This window comes from Pseudomonas sp. W15Feb9B (genome assembly GCF_000828175.1).
GTDB classification, from domain to species: Bacteria; Pseudomonadota; Gammaproteobacteria; order Pseudomonadales; family Pseudomonadaceae; genus Aquipseudomonas; species Aquipseudomonas parakoreensis.
In genome coordinates this window covers 1-15,683 of record NZ_JTKF01000028.1, presented here as the reverse complement: position 1 = coordinate 15,683, position 15,683 = coordinate 1, and the positions used below count along the sequence as shown (strand labels likewise).

The window sequence follows — 15,683 nt, the reverse complement described above, 5'->3', positions numbered from 1 at the left end:
GGGAAAGGAGAGCCTAAGTGACCCGACTGGCCTTGAGCAGGACAGCAGGTCGTCTGTTGAGTAGGAACGAGGACAGTGAAATAAAATTTAGCGATGGCGGCTCAATGGGCATCCCATTGCTTGATGCGCAGGCGGCAATGCTTCATCGCATTGACAATGTGTTTTTCCACCAGTGCCTTGGAAATGCCCAGGTGTTCGGCGATCTGCGGGTGCGACAGGCCTTCGATCTTGCGCAGCAGAAAACTGTCGCGGCACAGCGGCGGCAATTCTGCCAGGGCGCGCTGGAGCATCTCCAGACGCTGGCCGTGATCGAGGGTGCCGTGGGGCGACGGGGTGAAATAACGCTCTTCGCTGTCGAGCACTTCCAGCGGCTCGACCTGACGCAAGGCGTTGCGCCGATGATCATCGATCACCAGATTCAGCGCAGTGCGATAGAGAAACGCCCGGGGCTGCTCGATGGGCGTGTCGCTGGAGCGTTCCAGTACGCGCACATAAGCGTCATGCACCACATCTTCGGCGACCTGACGGTTGCCGAGCTTGGCGTTCAGGAAACACACCAGCTCGCGATAGTAGTTTTCCAACATGACTCCCGGCCGCTTCGATGCGGATTCGATCCTTGAGCACACTGATCGACGGCCCCGCAAACACGGGTAGCAAGATAGTGGCAACTTGAGGTGCGTAATTTATAGTAATTCTCATATAGATTTAAAGTGGCGTTTGTCGTTGCCCGCCAAATAGTGCCGTTCTATACCTGTAACATCCTGTGTCTTCGCTTAAATTCCCCTGCGCATTCCTCGTTTACAGGACAGCTCCCCGTGTCTGTCGTGCCCTGCGACAGCGTTCAGCGGCTGCGCGCTGTGCCGCGCAGCCGGACGACGGGCCGAATTCCACTGGCCGGAACCCTGCATGAAACGTCCCCGCCCCGCCCGACGCGCCCTGCTCGCAACCCTCTGTCTGATTCCCGTTGTTGCCTTCGCCGCGTGGCAAATCATGCCGCCGGGCCGCGAGCGCTTCGCCACCGTGCAAGTCAGCCGCGGCGACATCGAAAGCAGCGTCACCGCGCTGGGCACTCTGCAACCGCGCCGTTATGTCGATGTTGGCGCGCAAGCCTCCGGACAGATCCAGAAAATCCACGTCGAAGTCGGTGACGTGGTCAAGGAGGGTCAACTGCTGGTGGAAATCGATCCGTCCACGCAGAAGGCCAAACTCGACGCCGGGCGCTTCTCGATCGAAAACCTCAAGGCGCAATTGCAGGAGCAACTCGCCCAGCATGAGCTGGCGCGGCAGAAGTATCAGCGGCAGCAGCATCTCGCGGCCGGCGGCGCCACCCGTGAAGAAGACGTGCAGACCGCCCGCGCCGAACTGAAAGCCACTCAGGCCCGCGTCGACATGTTCCAGGCACAGATCCGCCAGGCCGAAGCCAGCCTGCGCAGCGATCAGGCTGAACTCGGCTACACGCGGATCTACGCGCCGATGGCCGGCACCGTGGTCGCCCTCGACGCCCGCGAGGGCCAGACCCTCAACGCACAACAGCAGACACCGCTGATCCTGCGCATCGCCAAACTGTCACCGATGACCGTGTGGGCCGAGGTTTCCGAGGCTGACATCGGCCACGTCAAACCGGGCATGACCGCCTACTTCACCACCCTCAGCGGCGGCCAGCGGCGCTGGAGCAGCACCGTGCGGCAGATTCTGCCGGTGCCGCCCAAGCCGCTGGATCAGACCAGCCAGGGCGGCGGCAGCCCGGCCAGCAGCAGTAAAAGCGGCAGCGCCCGCGTTGTGCTGTACACGGTTTTGCTCGACGTCGATAACGCCGACAACGCCTTGATGGCCGAGATGACCACCCAGGTGTTTTTCGTCGCCAACCAGGCCAAAGGCGTGCTCACCGCGCCGGTCGCCGCGTTGCAGGGCAGCACCACGGCCAACCTGCAAACCGCGCAGGTGGTGGCGGCCAACGGCGACATTCAGCAACGCGAGGTACGCACCGGCATCAGCGACCGACTCAACGTGCAGATTGTCGACGGCCTCAACGAAGGTGATCACCTGTTGATCGGCCCGGTCGACGGCAGCGGAGGCTGAATGCAAACGCCTCTGATTGACCTGCAGGACATTCGCAAATCCTACGGCGGCGGTGACGCTCCGGAGGTTCACGTGCTGCGCGGCATCGACCTGTCGATCCATGCCGGTGAATTCGTGGCGATTGTCGGCGCATCCGGTTCCGGCAAATCGACCCTGATGAATATCCTCGGCTGCCTCGACCGCCCGACCTCCGGCGAGTACCGCTTCGCCGGGGAAAACGTCGCCGGCCTCGACAGTGACGAGCTGGCCTGGCTGCGCCGCGAAGCCTTTGGATTTGTGTTCCAGGGCTATCACCTGATCCCGTCCGGCTCGGCCCAGGAAAACGTCGAGATGCCGGCGATCTATGCCGGCACCCCGGCTGCCGAGCGTCACGCCCGCGCCGCCGCCCTGCTCGACCGCCTCGGCCTGGCCTCGCGCACCGGCAATCGTCCGCATCAGTTGTCCGGCGGCCAACAGCAACGGGTGTCGATTGCCCGGGCGTTGATGAACGGTGGCCACATCATCCTCGCCGACGAACCCACCGGCGCACTCGACAGCCACAGCGGCAAAGAGGTGATGGCGCTGCTCGATGAACTGGCGAGCCAGGGCCACGTGGTAATCCTCATCACCCACGACCGCGAAGTCGCAGCCCGGGCCAAACGCATCATCGAAATCCGCGACGGCCTGATCATCAGCGACAGCGCCCGCGACAACCCGGAAGCCCAGACCAGCGCCAACCCCGGCGCCCTGCAAGCGGTGGATCTGCGCCAGCGTCTAGCCGTGGGCGCGGACGCCACCGGCGCCTGGAAAGGTGAACTGGTTGATGCCCTGCACGCGGCGTGGCGAGTGATGTGGATCAACCGCTTTCGCACCGCGCTGACCCTGCTCGGGATCATCATCGGCGTGGCGTCGGTGGTGGTGATGCTGGCGGTCGGCGAAGGCAGCAAACGCCAGGTGATGGCGCAGATGGGCGCCTTCGGGTCGAACATCATTTACCTGAGCGGCTCGGCGCCCAACCCGCGCACGCCGCCGGGGATCATCACCCTCGACGAGGTGCACGCGCTGGCCAGCCTGCCGCAAGTGCAGCGGATCATGCCGGTCAACGGCGCCGAGGCCGGCGTACGTTACGGCAATGCCGACCACCTGAGTTACGTCGGCGGCAACGACACCAACTTCCCGGCGATCTTCAACTGGCCGGTGGTGCAAGGCAGTTACTTCACCGAGGCCGATGAGCAGAACGCTGCAGCCGTCGCGGTGATCGGCCACAAAGTCCGCAGCAAACTGCTCAAGGACGTGCCGAACCCGATCGGCCAATTCATCCTGATCGAGAATGTGCCGTTCCAGGTGGTCGGCGTGCTCGCGGAAAAAGGCGCCAGCTCTGGCGACTCCGACAGTGACAATCGCATCGCCATCCCCTATTCGGCGGCCAGCGTCCGGCTGTTCGGTACACGCAACCCGGAGTACGTGGCCATCGCCGCCGCCGACGCGCGCAAGGTCAAGGACACCGAGCACGCCATCGAGCAACTGATGCTGCGCCTGCACAACGGCAAGAAGGATTTCGAACTGACCAACAACGCCGCGATGATCCAGGCCGAGGCGCGCACCCAGAACACCCTGTCGCTGATGCTCGGCTCGATTGCCGCGATCTCGCTGCTGGTTGGCGGTATCGGCGTGATGAACATCATGCTCATGACAGTGCGCGAACGAACCCGCGAGATCGGCATTCGCATGGCCACCGGCGCCCGCCAGCGCGACATCCTCCGCCAGTTTCTCACCGAAGCGGTGATGCTCTCGGTGGTCGGCGGCATTGCCGGCATTGCCCTGGCGCTGATCGTCGGCGGCGTGCTGATCCTCAGCGAAGTGGCCGTGGCTTTTTCCTTGATGGCGGTACTCGGCGCCTTCGGCTGCGCCCTGGTCACCGGTGTTGTCTTCGGCTTCATGCCTGCCCGCAAAGCTGCCCGGCTCGACCCGGTCACAGCCCTTACCAGTGAATGATCGATTTATGAAACCGCGTCTCAGCCTGTTGACCGTGTGCCTGTTGCTCAGCGCCTGCGGCAGTCCCGTCCAGCGCCCGGACAGTGGCGTGCAAACGCCAGCTGCCTGGCAGTCGCCCCATAGCGCCAGCGTTGCCCGCAACAACCCGCAATGGTGGACGCAATTTGGCAGCCCGGAACTGGATCGTCTGATCGAGCAGGCGCGCGTCGGCAGTTTCGACCTCGCGGCTGCCGTTGCTCGCGTGCGTCAGGCGCAGGCGGGCACCGTCATCGCTGGCGGCTCACAGCTGCCGGAGGTCAAGGCCGGACTGAATGCCAATCGGCAGAAACTGCTGCGCGGCAATGGCTACAGCCAACTCGATGCCAACAGCAGCAACAAGGCGGTGGACTATTTCGATACCAACCTGAGCGCCACCTACGAAATCGATTTCTGGGGCGGCAAACGCGCCTCGCGCGACAGTGCGCAGTTCGCTCTGCAGGCCAGCGAATTCGACCGGGCGACGGTCGAACTGACATTGCTCAGCGGCGTTGCCAGCACGTATGCGCAAACCTTGTCGCTACGCGAGCAGAGCCGCATCGCCGAACTCAATCTGGCCAACGCACAAAGCGTGCTGAAACTGGTGCAGACGCGGTTTGATTCAGGCTCAGCCACCGCGCTGGAACTGGCGCAACAGAAGAGCCTGGTCGCCGCCCAGCAATGGCAATTGCCGCGCGTGCAACAGCAAGCCCAGGACGCGCTGATCAGCCTCGCCGCCCTGCTTGGCCGACCGGTGCAGCAACTGTCGGCGACAGAGTCCTTCGAGCACCTGCAATGGCCAGACATCGCCGCCGGCGTGCCCAGCGAGTTGCTCGCCCAGCGTCCGGACATCGCCCGCGCCGAAGCCCAACTGGCCGCCGCCGAAGCTGACGTCAAAGTCGCTCGCGCGGCCATGTTGCCGGCACTGACCCTGACCGCCCAACTCGGCTCGGGCGCCAATCAGTTCGACGATTTGATCCGCAGCCCTTTCTACAACCTGACCGCCGGACTGGTCGCACCGATTTTCAATAACGGTCGCCTCGGCGCTGAACGCGACAAGGCCTCGGCGCGCCAGCAAGAGCTGCTGGAAACTTACCGTGGGGCGATCATCAACGGTTTCGCCGATGTGGAAAAAGCGCTCAATAGCATTCACCGCCTGGATGAGCAGCGGTTGTGGCAGAACGAAGAACTGAATCAGGCACAGACCGCGTTCGACATCGCGCAGAGCCGTTACCAGGCCGGCGCTGAAGACTTGCTGACCGTGTTGGAAACCCAGCGCACGCTGTACGCGGCCCAGGATCAGCATGCACAACTACGGCTGTCACGAGTGCAGGCGAGCATTGCGCTGTACAAGGCGCTTGGTGGCGGGTGGCAGACGCTGTAATCGAATCAACACAACAACCCTGTGGGAGCTGGCTTGCCAGCGATGAGGCCAGCACTCCCAACATCAACGTTGCCTGACCCGATGCTATCGCTGGCAAGCCAGCTCCCACATTGATTGACGATGTTGCCGCTCTCTCGGCCTGACACCTGAACCTGTGGGAGCGAGCCTGCTCGCGAATGATCGATGACGCAGCCCTCAAGTCGGGCTGGTTTTAGCCTTCAGATTGCGCGCATACCATGGCCGTTGCGGCACGCGGCGGAACAGGCCGGCGAGTTTTTCCTCGTCGCTGATGAAGGTGATGCGCAGCGCCAGCTTCATGGTTTCCGGATCCATCTCCACCGACTTGCCCACCTGCAATCCCGGCGTGGTACTGCAACCATGGGTGATCGGTCCGAGCCACGGATCATCGACTTCCACCCAGCGCCCCGGGGCAAACCATGGCACGCCATTGACCTGCAGCCGCGCGACTTCGCCCGGGTGGAAACGCTCGTGAGCGCGGAACCAGTCCTCGATGCGATCATCGATCCAGCCATGGAAATGCCAGAACGTCGGGTTGACGTGGGAAGAAAACGGATCGCCGAGGAAGTCGTTTTCGGCGTTGTACCAGCGGGCCGCGAAGTCCGCCGGATCGCGGGCAAACGGCACCGGCTGACCGTTGGACGGATCGCGCGGCACGGAGGCCCAGCGCATATGCAACCAGTCATGCAGGCCCAGCTCGACTTCGGAGCCGAACTGGCCGAGGGTGAGCCGGGCCAGATACGCCGGATCGCGGTATTGCGACTCCCAGACCTGGAAGTTGCTTTCGTAGGTCTCGGCGGTCTTGATGTCGCTGACCCACTGACTGAATTCGTCATCGCCCGCCGCCGTCCAGGTGGGCGGCAAGGCTGAGCCGTCGTGGTTGTCGAAATAGCGGGCGAAGCCGACACGGTCGCGGATCAGCTCCGGCTGCGGCAGCGGGAAAAACGCCCACGACGGCAGATCCTGCATCGAGCGCGCCGTCCCGAGCATGTGCCGGTGCATGAAGAAAAAGTCCACGCCCGAGCCATTGCGGTCCTTGCGCGGGCCACGGGCATCGCGCTCCTTGTCACGCGGGCCGGGCTGCCAGCCGATGCCGCGCAAGGCTTCGCGTTTGTCCTCGGGCAGCTTGTGCCACTTGTCCCGGGTCGCATGCCACAACTGGTGAAACAGGCGATGCTCGGGCGAGATCAGCCACGCCAGCAATGTCGGGTTGAGCGGCGTGCGCTCGCGCGCTTCGGGAAACAGCCGTTTGACGGCGACGAAGCGGTTGTCCTGCGCCGGCAAGGCCAGCGAGCGATCCAGGCGCAAGGCCTTGCCGCTGAGGGTGCCACTGCCGGCATTGCCGAAGTCGGCCCAGACCTCATCGAGGATCATCTCCAGCTCATAGCTGATCTGACCGTCAGCGCCGATCAGGCGCCAGCTCAGCTTCGCCGCATCGGCTTTCGCGAGGTCGCCCAGAATTCGATAACGCGGTGTTTCAGCGGAACGCAGGCGCTCGGGCGTGTCGAGAAAACCGCACACGCCGCGACCCTTCTGGCCGATGTCGAGAAACACTTGCAGGCCTTTGAGCGGCAAGCCTTCGAGGCCGGCATCGGCACCTTCGAAACGGATATCCCACACCCCGCGCAACGCATTCGCCAGGCGCTGCCCGGCCATGTCGGCGACGTCGAAAGACGCTTCACCCGGGGTGATCGTCGGGTCCGGCTTCGTCCATTCACGATGCCCGAAATACGCCGCAGGCACGGCAGCGCCGGTCAGCGCCAGGCCCGCCATGAACCATCGTCGAGAAATCTTCATTGCCCTACCTGTGTCAGCCATGAAGCAGGCTTTATCCAAGCTAGAACGTTTGCTCCATGCACAAATTTATGGGGGTACCTGAAAAGATCGCAGCCTTCGGCAGCTCCTACAGTCATCGCGTTCCAATGTAGGAGCTGCCGCAGGCTGCGATCTTTTAACCTGGCAACCTAAATTCCACGGCCATCCACTCGTTCTTCCCAGATAGCGAAGGCCCCCGCGCCTGCACCTCGATGGCGAACCTGACTGAGATGGCAATGACAAAACCACGTTCGAAAAAGGCTCTATTCATCGGCCTGCCGTTGGCCCTGGCGATCAGTGCCGGCGCAGGCTTTGCCGTGTGGCACCACTGGTTCAAGGACGACCTCGGCTACCCGGCCAAAGTCATGAAGCAGGCCGATGAGCTGCACGAACGCATGCTGTCTTTCGACAGCCATGTCAGCCTGACGCAAAATTTCGGCACCGACGGCCACGAGGCCGACAAGGACGGCGACGGCCAGTTCGACCTGGCCAAGGCCAGCCGTGGACGCCTGTCCGGCGCCGCACTGACCATCTTCGGCTGGCCGGAAATGTGGAACGGCTCGAACGCCCCGCACAAGCCGACCCCTGGCTTCGTCGACGAGGCGCGCAACCAGCAGGAAATCCGCTTCAAGATCATCTCCGGCATGGTTCGCGACTACCCCAATCAGGTCGCCATTGCCTATACCCCCGACGACTTCCGGCGCTTGCACGGCGAAGGCAAGTTCGCGATTTTCATCAGCATGCTCAACGCCTATCCGCTGGGCCACGACCTCAACCTGCTGGACCTGTGGACGGCGCGCGGCATGCGCATGTTCGGTTTCAGCTACATCGGCAACAACGACTGGGCGGATTCGTCGCGGCCGCTGCCATTTCTCAATGATTCGCCGGACGCCCTCGACGGTCTATCGGATCTGGGCAAGCAAGCGGTCAAGCGCCTCAACGATCTGGGCGTGATCATCGACGTCTCGCAAATGTCGACCAAGGCCCTCGAACAAGTTGCGCAACTGAGCCGCACGCCTTTGGTGGCCTCGCATTCGGCGCCGCGTGCGATGGTCGATATTCCGCGCAACCTCAGCGACAAGGAAATGCAGCTGATCAAAAACAGCGGCGGCGTGGTGCAGATCGTCGCGTTCTCGCAATACCTGCGTCCGCTCACCCAGCAAACCCAGGACAAGCTCAACGAGATGCGCAAGGACTTCGACCTGCCGCCGCTGCCGAACCTGGCGATGGCGTTGATGCCGGGCGACCCGATCATTGCCGCGTGGTCCGAGGAGAAGTTTGGCCAGTACGCCAGCCGCCTCTACGGCATCCTCGAAGAAGAGCCGAAAGCCAGCCTCAAGGATCTGGGCGATGCAATCGATTACGCGGTGCGCAAGATCGGCATCGACCATGTCGGCATCAGCTCCGACTTCAACGAAGGTGGCGGCGTCAAAGGCTTCGAGAACGTCGGCGAAATTCGCAACGTCACCGCCGAGCTGATCTCGCGTGGTTATTCCGAAGCGGACATCGCCAAGCTCTGGGGCGGCAACTTCCTGCGGGTCTGGGATCAGGTCGAGAAAGCCGCGAAACCGGCACTGGCCGCCGCGCCGGGAACTGTCAAGCCATGAGCAATCGTCGTGAGTTCTTGAAGCAGGCGGGGATTCTCGCGGCGGCGCTGCCACTGGGCGCGAGCCTGCCGAATGTCGCCGGCGCCGCGAACGCCGCGCCCGCGACCGGCAACAAGTGGACGCGGTTGCAGCAGCTGTTCGACCAGGATCCGGCGTATCTGCACTTCTCCAACTTCCTGATCACCTCGCACCCGAAACCGGTGCGCGAGGCGATTGAACGACACCGCGCCGCCCTCGACAACAATCCCGGCCTGGCCATGGATTGGGACCTCGGCGTGATCGAACAGCGCGAAGAGAACGTGCGAGTCTGGGCCGGTCGCTATCTGCAAGCCGACGCCAAACAGATCGCCCTGACCGGCAGCACCACCGAAGGTCTCGCGACGATCTACGGCGGCGTACACGTGCGCCCCGATCAGGAAATCCTCACCACCGAACACGAGCACTACGCGACCCACACCATCCTCGCCCTGCGTAGCGAACGCGACGGCACCCGGGTGCGCAAGATTCGCCTGTTCAAGGATCCGTACAACGCGAGCAAAGCAGAAATCCTTGCTGCCATCGACGGCGCCATCCGCCCCGAAACCCGGGTGCTGGGCATGTGCTGGGTGCATTCGGGCAGCGGCATGAAACTGCCCATCGGTGAAATCGGCGCCATCGTCGACCGGCACAACCGTGGTCGCAGCGACGCTGACCGCATTGTTTACGTGGTCGACGGGGTGCATGGCTTCGGCGTGGACAACCTGAACTTTGCGCAAATGAACTGCGACTTCTTCATCGCCGGCACCCACAAGTGGATGTTCGGCCCACGTGGCACCGGCATCGTCTGCAGCCGCTTCGCCGAAGTCAGGTACGTCACCCCGATCATTCCGACGTTCTCCGAAGCCACGGCGTTTTCCACCACCATGACGCCCGGCGGCTATCACTCGTTCGAGCACCGCTGGGCGCTGGACGAAGCGTTCAAATTGCATCTTGAGCTGGGCAAGGCCGAGGTCGAGGCGCGCATTCACGCGCTCAACAGCTACCTGAAACAACGCCTGCAGCAACGTCCGCAGATCGAACTGGTCACGCCGCTGAGCCCTGAGCTGTCCGCCGGTTTCACCTTCTTCCGGGTCAAGGGCAAGGACAGCGACAAGATCGCCGCGCACCTGATGGCCAACCGCGTGGTGGCCGATGCCGTACACCGCGACGTCGGCCCGGTGATTCGCACCGCGCCGGGGCTGCTCAACGACGAAGAGCAAATCGACCGCTTGCTGGCCGTGCTCGACCAGGCCCTGTGAATCCGGGCGATCCCCTTTTCCTTTTAGCGAGACTCGCAATGAACAGTGAACTGCGTCGATTTTCCTTGAAGGCGCTGCCGGCGCTGATGCTCACCGCCCTCGCCGTCGGCCTGCTGCCGGGCGCCGCACAGGCCGCCACCCCACCTGCGCCGGGCAAGGTGTTCAAGGACTGCAAGGACTGCCCGGAAATGGTCGTGCTGCCCACCGGCACGTTCACCATGGGCACCCCGGAAGATGAGGTCGGCCGCGAGCCGGATGAAGGACCGCTGCACCCGGTGACGTTTGCGAAACCGCTGGCGATCAGCCGTTTCCAGATTCTGCGCGGCGAGTGGGACGCCTACCTCAAGGACAGCGGCTACAAGATGCCCGACGGCGATACGCGCCCCGGTCGCGCGTGCAAGGCCGGGATCCCGGATTATCAGGGCAGCGACCCGCGCAAGCAGTACACCGACAAGCACCCGGCGGTGTGCATGGATTTCCCGGAGGTCGAAGCTTACGTGGCCTGGCTGTCGAAGAAGACCGGCCAGCAATACCGGCTGGTCAGCGAGTCGCTGCGTGAATACGCCGCACGCGCCGGCAGCACGGGACCGTTCCCCTTCCCGTTCGACGAGGGCAAGGAATACAGCATCGCCAAACACGCCAACACCTATGGCGCCGCCGATGGCTACAACTTCACCGCGCCGGCCGGCAGCTTCCCGGCCAACGCCTTCGGCGTCTACGACATGCACGGCAATATTTATGAGTGGACCGCCGATTGCTACAACGAGAACTACGTCGGCGCGCCTAGCGATGGCAGCGCCTGGTTGAGCGGCAAGTGCGAAGTGCGGCGCATCCGTGGCAACGACTGGGGCGAGGCACCGGTGTTTTCGCGTTCGGGCAACCGCAACGCCACCTACACCGACACCCGTGGCGACTGGATCGGCTTCCGGGTCGCCCGTGATCTGTAACGCCATCGCCCGGCTAAATTAGCCGTCCTGCCAGTCGTTCTAAAAGTGGGCGCGATCCTCCATGGCGCGCCCACTGCCCTCTACGTCATCCAGGCGAACCCACGCGCAGTGCCGGTGTTCGCCGCTCCTTCAAGCAGGGAACCTCCATGAGCAAACCAACACGCGGGGTGATCAATGAATTGTTCGCCCTGCTCAAACCCTTTCGACTGATCGTCAGCGTGTCGATCCTGCTCGGCATGGTCGGTGGCCTGAGCGTCACCGCGCTGCTGGCGACCATCAACAACGTGCTGCACGCCGAGGGCGCACTGACCAGCACCATGGTCGCGGTGTTCGCCGGCCTGTGCCTGCTGGCGCTGACCAGCTCGATCTTTTCCGACATCGGCACCAATTTCGTCGGCCAGCACATCATCGCCACATTGCGCAAAGAGCTCGGCGAGAAAGTCCTCTCGGCGCCGATCGAGCAGATCGAGCGCTACCGCAGCCATCGGCTGATTCCGGTGCTGACCCACGATGTCGACACTATCAGCGACTTCGCTTTCGCCTTTGCGCCGCTGGCGATTTCCCTGACCGTGACCCTCGGTTGCATGGGCTACCTGGCGATGCTGTCGTGGCCGATGTTCCTGATGATGGCGGTGGCGATCCTGATCGGCACGGTCATTCAGTACATCGCGCGCGGGCGCGGCATGCAGGGTTTCCTCAAGGCCCGCGACTACGAAGACGAGTTGCAGAAGCACTATCACGCCGTCGCCGAGGGTGCCAAGGAACTGCGCATCCACCGCCCGCGCCGGCATCGCATGTTCGTTTCGGGGATCGAAGGCACGGCCGACAAGATCTGCGCAACGCAGGTGCGCTCGGTAAACATTTTCGTGGTCGCCAAGACCTTGGGTTCGATGCTGTTCTTCGTGGTGATCGGCCTGGCGCTGGGCCTGCAATCGCTGTGGCCGAGTGCTGACAAAGCAGTCATGAGCGGCTTCGTGCTGGTGCTGCTGTACATGAAAGGGCCGCTGGAACACATCATTGGCACCTTGCCGATCGTCAGTCGCGCGCAAATCGCGTTCCGCCGGATTGCCGATCTCTCCGAGCAGTTTTCCTCGCCCGAACCGCACCTGTTGCTCAGCGATCAGGGCCACCAAAAGACCCCGGTGCACAGCCTGGAACTGACCGATGTCTCGTACAGTTTCCCGACGGTAGAAGGCGCCAAGCCGTTCCGGCTGGGGCCGGTGAACCTGAAAATCGAACAGGGCGACATCATTTTCATCGTCGGCGAAAACGGCTGCGGCAAGACCACGCTGATCAAGTTGCTGCTGGGCCTGTACGCGCCACAGCAAGGCGAAATCCACCTCAATCAGCAGCTCGTCGACGCCAGCAACCGCGACGATTACCGCCAGTTGTTCACCACGATCTTCGCCGACTATTACCTGTTCGACGACGTGGTCCAGGGCGACACGCATATCCCGGAAGACGCCAACAAATACCTGGAGCGTCTGGAAATTGCGCACAAGGTCAGCGTGCGTGACGGCTCGTTCACCACCACCGACCTGTCCACCGGCCAGCGCAAGCGTCTGGCCCTGATCAACGCCTGGCTGGAGGAGCGTCCGGTGCTGGTGTTCGACGAGTGGGCCGCCGATCAGGACCCGACCTTCCGGCGGATTTTCTACACCGAGCTGCTGCCGGACCTGAAGCGTCTGGGCAAGACCATCATCGTCATTTCCCACGACGATCGTTACTTCGATGTCGCCGACCAACTGGTGCGCATGAGCGCCGGCAAAGTGGTCACTGAGCTGCAACCCGCCTGACTGTGAAAAATTTGTAAAAAAAATGGCGTTGAGCTTTCCGGTTTTCGGAAGGCTCAACGTCTTACTAACAGTTAATAGAAATAGTTCTCAGTCAACACTTTGAAGAGTAGAAGAACAATGCCCGCACCGCACGGACTCCACCCGCTCGCCAAGGCCCTGCTGATCCGCCGCTCCTTCCGTTGCACCTTGCCCGCGTTCTGCGCCATGGCCCTGACCGTGCCGATGGCCGGCCAGGCCCAGGCCGCCGCCGTGGCGATCAATATTCCTGCACAGTCGCTGGGGAGCGCCTTGCAGGAATTCGGTCGCCAGACCAACCTCCAAGTGCTGTACAGCCCGGATGAAGTCAGCGGTCTGCGCAGCAGCACGGTCAGTGGCAACCTGGAACCGACCGCCGCCATCGCGCAACTGCTGCAAGGCACCAACATCGCCTACAGCGTCGAGGGCAACAACGTCGCCTTGCGTTCGCGCAGCAGCGGTGGCGCCAGCCTCGATCTGGCCCCGACCAGCATTTCCGCCACTGCCGAATCGGCCTGGGGCCCGGTCGACGGGATCGTCGCCAAGCGCAGCGCCACCGGTTCGAAAACCGATTCGTCGCTCAAGGAAATCCCGCAGACCATCAACGTCGTCACTCAAGACGAAATCAAGATGCGCGGCTCGAAGACCGTCACCGAAGCCCTGCAATACACGCCGGGCATGACCGGCGGCGGTTTCTCGGACCGGGTGAAGATCTTCGACGAACCGACCTCCCGTGGCTTCTCCCCTACTCCGCTGTACCTCGACGGCCTGCACATGCCTTACGGCGGCGGCAGCACCGGCGGTTCGCTGCAGATCGACCCGTACACTCTGGAGCGCGTCGAAGTGCTCAAGGGCCCGGCCTCGGTGCTGTACGGCCAGAACCAGCCGGGCGGTATCGTCAACATGGTCAGCAAGCGTCCGACCGCGACCCCGCTGCACGAAGTGAAGCTCGGTGGCGGCAGCTATGACCGCAAATACGGCGCCTTCGACCTCGGCGGCCCGATCGACGATCAGGGCGAATTCCTCTATCGCCTGACCGGCGTGGTCAACGACAGCGGCTCGGCCATCGACTACGCCAGCCAGAACCGCATGCTGCTGGCGCCAAGCCTGACCTGGCTGCCTAACGATCAGACCACCATCACCGTGTTCGGTCAGTACCAGAAAGACCACGACGTACCGGAAGCCCAGGGCCTGCCGGCCAACGGCACCGTGCATCGCAGCCAGGCCGGGCGCATCAGCCGCAGCCTGTTCCTCGGCGAGCCGGACGTGAACAAATACCACCGCGAGCAGTTCGTGGTCGGTTACGAGATTGCCCACGAACTCAACGACGTCTGGACCCTGAAGCAGAACGCGCGTTACGCCGACATCAATGACCAGTACGTGGCGCCGCTGCACGGTTATTCGTTCCCGACCAACCCGGTCACCGGCCTCAACGATGGCAGCTACCAGAGCCGTTATGCGGTGGACTGGTCGCAGCACAACAAGGTCTACGGCATCGATAACATCGCCCAGGCCAAGTTCAACACCGCCGATGTCGAACACACCGTGCTACTGGGTGTGGACTACTACCACTACAATTCGAAATTCCTCGGCCTGTACGACCGCACCGCTCCAGGTCTGGACCTGTACAACCCGGTGTATGGCAGCCAGATCAATTTCCGCCAGCCGTACAAGTGGGACAACACCATCACCCAGACCGGCCTGTACGCTCAGGATCAACTGCGCTGGAACCAGTGGTTCCTGACCCTCGGCGGTCGTTATGACTTCGCTGAAACCGACAACAAGCAACCGCTGAGCGGCGGCCACAGCAACCAGAAGGACGAGAAGTTCACCGGTCGTGCCGGCCTCGGCTACGAGTTCGACAACGGCATCACACCGTACGTCAGCTACGCCGAATCGTTCCTGCCGCAAACCGGTACCGACATGAGCGGCAGCGCCTTCGAACCGACCACCGGCAAGCAGTACGAAGTCGGCGTCAAGTACGAGCCGAAGTCGATCGACGGCTTCATTCAGCTGTCGGCGTACCAGATCGACCAGGACAATATGCTCACCACCGACCTCAACAACCCGGGCTTCAGCACCCAGAGCGGCTCCGTGCGTTCGCGCGGTATCGAGCTGGAAGGCAAGGTCAACGTCACCCGCAACCTGCGCGTGCTGGCGGCGGTGTCGCGTAACCAGACCAAGTGGGAGAAAGACAACGACGGTCGCGAAGGTCGCACCCTGGCCATGCGTCCACCACTGACCGCCTCCGCGTGGGTCAACTACGACTTCGACATCTCCACCGCCCTCGCCGGTTTCGGCATGGGCCTGGGCGCCCGCTACGTGCGCAGCAGCTACGGTTCGGATTACGAGTCGGACTCGTTCCAGATTCCGTCCTACACCGTGTATGACGCCATGGTCTCTTACGACCTGGAGAAATCGCCGCTGCATGTCAAAGGCGTGAAACTGCAAGCCAACCTCCAGAACCTCACCGACGAGAAATACGTGGCCGCGTGCAACGGTACCCTCGATTGCTATTACGGCGAAGGCCGGACCATGACTGCTGACGTGACCTATAACTGGTAATACGTTTAGCGCTCACTGAAACGCCGGCATTTGCTGGCGTTTTTTTTGGGGGGCTGATTGGGGCTTGGCGGCCTTTGGGCCGACCAGGCTCTTGGGGGTTTGGGGGGATATCCGTTGCTGCGGGTGTTGCTGCTGGCGGTTTCGCTCTTACAGCGAGTCACCTTTTCCAGACGCCGAAAAGGTAACCCAAA

The 15,683-nt window shown here is 62.8% G+C and carries 10 protein-coding genes; 8 read left to right on the top strand and 2 right to left on the bottom strand.

The window, feature by feature from the left end; all coding sequences use genetic code 11:
- Positions 1-101: 101 nt before the first annotated feature.
- Positions 102-584 carry a sigma-70 family RNA polymerase sigma factor gene (locus tag OC71_RS15320; protein ID WP_041070768.1) on the bottom strand — a complete coding sequence of 161 codons (483 nt, stop codon included), beginning with the start codon at positions 582-584 and terminating at the stop codon, positions 102-104.
- A 322-nt stretch (positions 585-906) separates the two neighbouring features.
- On the opposite strand from OC71_RS15320, the gene OC71_RS15315 reads away from it, so the two are divergent.
- The 3 genes from OC71_RS15315 to OC71_RS15305 are packed head-to-tail and all read left to right on the top strand — an operon-like array spanning position 907 to position 5,452.
- Complete coding sequence (locus tag OC71_RS15315) at positions 907-2,079, top strand: efflux RND transporter periplasmic adaptor subunit (RefSeq protein WP_041070766.1); 1,173 nt, start codon at positions 907-909, stop codon at positions 2,077-2,079.
- On the top strand, positions 2,080-4,053 hold the full coding sequence (locus tag OC71_RS15310; protein WP_041070763.1) for a MacB family efflux pump subunit: 1,974 nt from the start codon (positions 2,080-2,082) through the stop codon (positions 4,051-4,053).
- 7 nt (positions 4,054-4,060) lie between these two features.
- Positions 4,061-5,452: an efflux transporter outer membrane subunit gene (locus OC71_RS15305; protein ID WP_041070760.1), complete on the top strand. Its 1,392-nt coding sequence runs from the start codon at positions 4,061-4,063 to the stop codon at positions 5,450-5,452.
- Positions 5,453-5,647: 195 nt separating this feature from the next.
- Here the strand turns inward: OC71_RS15305 and OC71_RS15300 are convergent, their stop codons facing one another.
- Entirely contained in the window at positions 5,648-7,267 is a 1,620-nt protein-coding gene (locus tag OC71_RS15300; RefSeq protein WP_041070757.1) for a hypothetical protein, read from the bottom strand.
- Between the two features lie 254 nt (positions 7,268-7,521).
- Here OC71_RS15300 and pvdM point away from each other — a divergent pair, with 254 nt between their 5' ends.
- From pvdM to OC71_RS15275, 5 genes are all read left to right on the top strand, one after another.
- Entirely contained in the window at positions 7,522-8,892 is a 1,371-nt protein-coding gene (gene pvdM, locus OC71_RS15295) for a pyoverdine-tailoring dipeptidase-like protein PvdM (protein ID WP_041070754.1), read from the top strand.
- Positions 8,889-10,169 (top strand): aminotransferase class V-fold PLP-dependent enzyme, encoded by a 1,281-nt coding sequence (locus OC71_RS15290; RefSeq protein ID WP_041070751.1) that lies wholly within the window; start codon positions 8,889-8,891, stop codon positions 10,167-10,169. The genes pvdM and OC71_RS15290 overlap by 4 nt, the downstream gene beginning before the upstream one ends.
- A 38-nt stretch (positions 10,170-10,207) precedes the next feature.
- Positions 10,208-11,116 (top strand): formylglycine-generating enzyme family protein, encoded by a 909-nt coding sequence (locus OC71_RS15285; RefSeq protein ID WP_041070748.1) that lies wholly within the window; start codon positions 10,208-10,210, stop codon positions 11,114-11,116.
- A 146-nt stretch (positions 11,117-11,262) separates the two neighbouring features.
- The gene (locus OC71_RS15280) at positions 11,263-12,912 is read left to right on the top strand and encodes a cyclic peptide export ABC transporter (protein ID WP_041070745.1); all 1,650 of its coding nucleotides are present in this window, start codon (positions 11,263-11,265) and stop codon (positions 12,910-12,912) included.
- 117 nt (positions 12,913-13,029) lie between these two features.
- On the top strand, positions 13,030-15,492 hold the full coding sequence (locus OC71_RS15275; protein ID WP_041070743.1) for a TonB-dependent siderophore receptor: 2,463 nt from the start codon (positions 13,030-13,032) through the stop codon (positions 15,490-15,492).
- Positions 15,493-15,683: the final 191 nt, after the last annotated feature.